Here is a 6158-nt window from a genome sequence, read left to right as displayed (position 1 = left end):
GTCACCGACGACGCGCCGAGTGAGTCGGCGAACAAGCTGCTGCACAAGACGATCGCCGGTGTGCGGGACGACTACGCCGCGCTGCGCGACAACACCGCGGTGGCCAAGTTGATCGAGCTGACGAACCATCTGACCAAGGAGTACGCGACGGGCGCACCGCGGGACGTGGTCGAGCCGCTACTGCTCATGCTGGCACCGGTCGCACCGCACATCGCCGAGGAGTTGTGGGGCCAGTTGGGGCATCCGGCGCCGCTGGCGCACGGCCCGTTCCCCGTCGCCGACGAGGCGTTGCTGGTGGAGGACACCGTCGAGATCCCGATCCAGGTGAAGGGCAAGGTGCGCAGCCGGATCACCGTGGCCGCCGATGCCGACGAGGCATCGGTCACCGCCGCGGCATTGGCCGACGAGAAGGTCGCGGCGCTGCTCGACGGAGAACCCCGCAAGGTCATCTACGTGCCCGGGAAGATGATCAACATCGTCCCGTGACCGTGACTGCCGAGGCGTTGCGGACTCGGCTCGTCAGCCGAACCGCTCGGCCAACCACTGTCCGATGTCGGCTGCGGCGAGGCTCGCGCCGGTCGGGGCTCCGTCGCTGATGGGTCCACCGAAATGCGTTCCGGCGACGCATGTACGGGTGACGTCGGCGGCGCCGATGGCCTGGGTCATGGCGGTGGCGTCGTCGGGGAAGCACGCCTGATCCCCACTGAGTTCGACGAACAACGTCGGCGCGGTGATCGCGGGTGCGCAGCGCACGAAGTCCGCGTTGGTCGAGAGACCGGACCACGTCGAGAGCCACGCGTCCGGCGTGCTGAACCGCGCGAAGCCGACCAGGCCGGAATTGGTGAGGTCGGGGCGTCGACCGAACAGAGATCCGTAGGGTCGGTCGTTGGGACTGAGCGACAGATCGGTGAACCGCAGGTCGGCGTCGGTCCGATACACCGTGAGGACACGCGGAATGAGCGCCGCACGACGGTCTCTCGGATCCCCGATGTCCTTGTGCCGTCGTCGCGCGTCCGCGGCCTCGGCCACCCGCTCTCGGGCGACCTTGTCGAGACGTTCGACCCGTGCGCGCTGCGCGGCCCGGTACCGCCGGACGAAGTCGTCCGGGTACTGCGAGCTGTGCGGGGGTTCGGCGAAGCCATTGGCCGGGTCGAACGGATCGAGAGCCGGGTCCACCGAGAGCGGGTCGGACTCGTCGACCACCGACGGGTCGATGAGGCGGAGCAGCAGGGCGCCCTGCCCCGGGTGCGGCGCCATGAACACCGCTCCGTCCGGGATGGGCATGTCCGCCGACGCGAGATCGACCGGCCGGCCGGCGGGCGTCCGACGCAGGCGATGCGCCGGCGGCAGCCCGGCCTGCTGGTGGTAGAAGGCGAACAGAGTTCCACCACCGGAGTGACCCAGCGTCACAACGTGATCGAAGTCCGCGTCCTGCAGGAAGACCTGTCCGGCGGCGGCGTCGAGCAGAGCCTGTTCGTGGACCAGCGCGATGTCGTTGTTGGGGGAGCGCGTGCTCTGGGTCCACACACCGAACCCGCGGGCCAGCAGTTCGGGAACGAGGACGTGGTGGGTCAGGTCCTGACGGGGATGCATCAGCGCGACGACGGTCCGCGCGCCCGGCACCGTCCGCAGCACGCCGGCGACCTTCGCACCATCGGACGTCGTCAGCTCGTGGAGCGAGGTGACGGTGTCGGCCGGAGCCTGTGCCGCATCGATGTACCGACCCGCGCCGAGACGGGTGACGGTCACGCGCCCACGACGCGCATCGCGTCTTTGTCCCACTGCGTGATCCGGCTTTCGTGGAGGCCGGCGACGCTGCTGTACCAGACCGCGTGCCGACATCCGGTCGCGCGGCGGTCGATGACGATGTCGTCGTCGGAGACGATCCGGAAGTAGGGCCCGACGTGGTCGACCACGACGGACGGGTCCTTGTCCGCGACCGCGGCGATGTCGTGATTCTCCGGGATGTCGAGCACGTAGAGCGTGGTCACCGCGCCACCACCTCGTCATCGGACGGGACCCACTGCGCCGCCCGCTCGACGATGAGCTCGGCCTTGCGCGCCAGGAGATTCGCCATGCTCGGCTCCGGCCCCCGGACAACATCGATCAGCGCGTCGATGGTCAGTTCCGCGTCGAGATCCTCCTGCGGAGTGACCGGACGCATCGCCCTGGTGATCTCGATCATGTAGCCGTTGGGATCGTGGGTGTAGATGGACTCGATGGTCTCGTGCTGGATCTGCATCTCGACCGGCCAATTGCTGCCGTCGAGTCGCGCGCGGTAGTCGAGCAGGTCCTCCTCGGTGTCGACGTGGATGGCCAGATGACGGGACCGGATGAAGAAGATCGGCACGTCGTCGGCGAAGCGTGAGTAGGCGTCGCCCTGCGGTCCGCCCTCGAACGGCTCGAGGCCGAAGTAGTAGAAGAACGCCAGCCGGTCGTCGTTGCCGATGTCGAAGAAGAAGTGGATGAAGTCGGGATGTTTCTCCGGGCCCCACCCGGCCGCGCAGATCGAGTGCACGACCGGGAAGCCGAGGACGTCGCGATAGAACTCGACCGTGCCGGCCGGGTCGAATGTCGGGTAGGCGACGTGGTCGACGCCTCTGACCTTGTGATTGCGTTCGGACATGCTGTTCTCCTTGATGTTTCAGGCTACGACGGTCGCGGATGCGTCGGCGCGCAGCAGCGAGCCGGCACCGGGTAGATCGACCGCCAGATCCAGCGCGCGGAGCAGGCTGTACGCCCCCGCCGTTGCGGCCGAGACGACCGGGAGGCCGAACTCGTCCTCGGCCTTCTGGACGAGCGGGAGCGACGGCATCTGCACGCAGGCGGATATGACGAGCGCGTCGACGCCGGTGAGATCGAGCGAACGCGCGGCCTCCATGACCCGCGACCCCGCGATGGCGCCCACCTCGGCGTTGTCGGAGACCTCCAACGCGCGCCAGTCGGTGACGGCGATCCCCTCGGCCTCGATGTACTCGACGACCTTCTCCGCGAGCGGGCGCATGTACGGGGTGACCAGTGCGATGCGGACGGCACCGAGGGCCCGGAGGCCCTCGATCAGGGCGCCGGCGCTCGAACGCACCGCGGCGTCGGACCCGCCGGCCGCGAGTTGCTCGGCGATCAACCCCTCGACGCGCTGGTGCTCGCCGGGGCCGGCCGCCATCAGCGCGACGAGACACGCGTAGAGCATCGCGTCCACGCCGGCGTCGCCGAGTTCGAGGATGCACCGCTCCCGCTGGGAGTTCATGGCGCGGAGCTGCTCGGGGGAGACCGCCTGCATCCGCATGCGGCTCGAATGGAAGGAGAACGACGCGTCGGGGTGCCGGGCCAGCAGCGCAGGCATCTCCGTCTCGACCGTCACATTGGAACTCGGTACCACGAGTCCGATGCGGTGGGTGGTCATGGGCAGGGCCTTCCGGTGGACGAGGGCATCGATGTGGAGTTCGACGCTAACGATGATTATTCGACGCGCACGACGAAACGTCAAGGCCCGGCCACCAGCGCTGCAGCGCACAATGACCACGGGTTGGCGGAAGAGCGTGGTGACCGCTCTCACAATTGGTGCTTGACATGTCATCACACGCGTCGAATACTCAACGCAGACGTAAACAGGGCTCGGGTGTCGGCTCAGAGATCACTGGCGTCTTCGACTCGTAGCAAAAGGAGCACACCGGAAATGACCTATGTGATCGGAGTGGACGTCGGCGGGACGTTCACAGACGCAGTACTCGACGACAGTTCCGGCACCGTGGTCGCCGCCAAGGCCCCGTCGACTCCCCCGGACTACTCGCAGGGCGTGATCGACGTGCTGGTTGCGCTGGCCGAACAGGTGGGCCGCCCGGTGCAGGAGATGCTCGCCGACACCCACCACATCGCGCACGGGACGACGTCATCGTTGAACGCCCTCGTCATGGGCAACGTGCCGCCCGTCGGATTCCTCACGACCAAGGGTCATCGGGACTCGATCTACATCATGAACGTGGAGGGCCGCTACCTCGGCGGTTCACCCGAACAACTGCAGAACGTCATGGGACAGAGCAAGTCCCACGGCCTGGTCCCCAAGCGGCACGCGTTGGAGGTGACCGAGCGGATCGATCGCGACGGCAACATCGTCGTCGCGCTCGACGAGGACTCCGCGCGTGCGGCAATCCGGTCGCTGGTGGCCGACGGGGTGTCGGGGATCGCGGTCTCACTGCTGTGGTCGTTCCGTAACCCGGTGCACGAAGAACGAATCCGTGAGCTCGTGCACGAGATCGACCCGGACATGTTCGTCTCCCTGTCCAGCGAGGTGAGCCCTCGTATCCGCGAGTTCGCGCGTAACGCCACCACCATCATGAGCACCCAGATCGGTCCGGGCCTGCGCGACTATCTCGGATCGTTGGAGTCCAAGCTGCGCGAGTTGAAACTGGCCGGACCGCTGCTGGTCATGCAGAGCAACGGCGGTGCCGTCGCCGCGGCCGAGGCGCCGAAGAACGCGATCAGCACAGTCGGGTCGGTGTTGACCGGCGGCGTGGTCGGCGCGGTCTCCCTCGGTCGACAACTGGGACATCGCAACGTGATCGCCACCGATGTCGGAGGCACGACGTTTCTCGTGGGCCTCGTCGTCGACGGGGAACCGGTCCGTGCGTCCAGCACGATCATCAACCACCACCCGATCAACGTGCCGACCCTCGAGGTGCACGCGATCGGATCCGGTGGCGGCGCCATCGCCTGGGTCGATCCGGGCGGCAACCTGCAGATCGGACCGCACAGCGCGCAGGCGGTCCCCGGTCCGGCCTGTTACGGGCAGGGTGGCACCGAGCCCACCAACACCGATGCCAACCTCGTTCTCGGGATCCTTCCCGAGCGGGGCCTGTTGGGTGGGCGCAAGCCGCTCGACAGGAACCTCGCCCGGGAGGCGATCCGCCGTCGTATCGCCGAGCCGCTGGGTCTGTCGATCGAGGACGCCGCAGCCGCCATCTACGCGGTGCAGAACGCCCAGACCGGCGACCTGCTGCGCAAGACCGTCGTCGAGGCCGGCCACGATCCCCGTGAGTTCGTGCTCTACGCCTTCGGTGGCGCGGGCCCCGCGCACTGCGCCGGGTACGCCGCCGAGGTCGGGGTGAAAGAGGTGGTCGTGCCGCTCGGTCAGGTCGCGTCCGCCTTCTCCGCCTACGGTCTGGCCTCGTCGAACATCGTTCTGGCGGCAGAACTCTCGGATCCGGCAGCCATGCCGCTCGACCCGGCGAGAGCCGAGCAGAACTTCGCCGGACTGGAGAAGCGTGTCCGCGCGGCGCTGAGCCGACAGGGCCTGTCGTTCACCAGTATCGAGGTCGAGCGTGAGATCGACATGCGCTACACGATGCAGCTCGCCGAGGTGGCGACCTCGCTCCCCGAGGGCGCGCTCGACTCGACGAGCGTCGCGCACGCGTCGGATCTGTTCGAGCAGCGCTACGCCGATCTCTACGGCAAGGACAGCGGGTTCCGTGAGGCCGGCATCCAGGCCATCACCTACCGCGTCCGCGCGACCGGCGTGCTGCCGTTCTCGCCGACCCTGCCCGAGGTGAAGTCGGCCGACTCCCCCGATGCCTCCGCGGCTCGGATCGGCAGACGCAAGGTCTGCCTGGACGGCCGTATCGGGTTCGTCGACGCCGACATCTACGACTACAGCAAGCTCGCCGCCGGGCACGTGGTGGCCGGTCCCGCCATCGTCGAGGTCCCGACCACGACGGTCGTCGTGCCCCACGGCACCACCGGCACCGTCGACCGTCTCGGCAACCTCAGCATCGTCGCCCAGTAGGAGAAACCACCATGACCTCAGCGATTCCCGGCTCCGAGATCTTCTCCAGCCGTCCCGTCGATCCCGACGCGCTCGCCCGTTCGCTCCCCCCGTCCCTGCAGGTGCACACCGTGACCCAGCAGCAGATCGACGACCTCGACCCGCTCACCTACGAGGTGATCCGCCACCGCCTGTGGTCGGTGACCGACGAGATGGGTGAGGCACTCAAACGCATGTCGGGATCACCCATCGTCACCGACGCCAACGACTTCGACTTCGCCGTGAGCGACGAACTGGGCCAGGAGGTCCAGGTCGGTCTCTACAACACGATGCTCGTCGGCGCCGTCGACCTCGCCATCTACTGGACCCTGCAGCACCGCGCCACCAACCCCGGCATCGA

Annotated in this window: 7 protein-coding genes; 3 read left to right on the top strand and 4 right to left on the bottom strand. The window is 67.8% G+C overall.

Annotated features, from left to right (window positions below; genetic code table 11):
* The coding region (locus JHC79_RS11755) for a class I tRNA ligase family protein (protein ID WP_296390891.1) at positions 1-486 on the top strand (486 nt) is incomplete at its 5' end.
* A gap of 33 nt (positions 487-519) precedes the next feature.
* Here the strand turns inward: JHC79_RS11755 and JHC79_RS11750 are convergent.
* From JHC79_RS11750 to JHC79_RS11735, 4 genes are read right to left on the bottom strand one after another with little or no spacing between them, the layout of a single operon-like run.
* Positions 520-1749, bottom strand: coding sequence for an alpha/beta hydrolase (locus JHC79_RS11750; RefSeq protein WP_296390889.1), 1230 nt, complete (start codon positions 1747-1749; stop codon positions 520-522).
* Positions 1746-1991 carry a hypothetical protein gene (locus tag JHC79_RS11745; protein ID WP_296390887.1) on the bottom strand — a complete coding sequence of 82 codons (246 nt, stop codon included), beginning with the start codon at positions 1989-1991 and terminating at the stop codon, positions 1746-1748. Before JHC79_RS11745 ends, JHC79_RS11750 begins: the two co-directional genes overlap by 4 nt.
* The gene (locus JHC79_RS11740; RefSeq protein WP_296390884.1) at positions 1988-2626 is read right to left on the bottom strand and encodes a VOC family protein; all 639 of its coding nucleotides are present in this window, start codon (positions 2624-2626) and stop codon (positions 1988-1990) included. Before JHC79_RS11740 ends, JHC79_RS11745 begins: the two co-directional genes overlap by 4 nt.
* A gap of 18 nt (positions 2627-2644) precedes the next feature.
* Complete coding sequence (locus JHC79_RS11735; RefSeq protein ID WP_296390882.1) at positions 2645-3403, bottom strand: maleate cis-trans isomerase; 759 nt, start codon at positions 3401-3403, stop codon at positions 2645-2647.
* A gap of 273 nt (positions 3404-3676) precedes the next feature.
* Between JHC79_RS11735 and JHC79_RS11730 the strand changes: the two genes are divergently transcribed.
* Both JHC79_RS11730 and JHC79_RS11725 read left to right on the top strand, forming a co-directional pair.
* Positions 3677-5779, top strand: a complete 2103-nt coding sequence (locus JHC79_RS11730; RefSeq protein WP_296390881.1) for a hydantoinase/oxoprolinase family protein — start codon at positions 3677-3679, stop codon at positions 5777-5779.
* Positions 5780-5790: 11 nt separating this feature from the next.
* Positions 5791-6158: hydantoinase B/oxoprolinase family protein (locus JHC79_RS11725; RefSeq protein ID WP_296390879.1), on the top strand; the 368-nt coding region annotated here is incomplete at its 3' end.

The sequence above is a fragment of the Williamsia sp. genome (genome assembly GCF_016462415.1).
GTDB lineage: Bacteria > Actinomycetota > Actinomycetes > Mycobacteriales > Mycobacteriaceae > Williamsia_A.
The sequence above is the reverse complement of the archived record's forward strand: the minus strand, read 5'-3'. Positions and strand labels throughout refer to the sequence as shown.

Coding starts and splice junctions, on each gene's coding strand:
- JHC79_RS11740 (WP_296390884.1), bottom strand. CDS start 2,626: ATGTCCGAACGCAATCACAAGGTCAGAGGCGTCGACCACGTCGCCTAC.
- JHC79_RS11735 (WP_296390882.1), bottom strand. CDS start 3,403: ATGACCACCCACCGCATCGGACTCGTGGTACCGAGTTCCAATGTGACG.
- JHC79_RS11730 (WP_296390881.1), top strand. CDS start 3,677: ATGACCTATGTGATCGGAGTGGACGTCGGCGGGACGTTCACAGACGCA.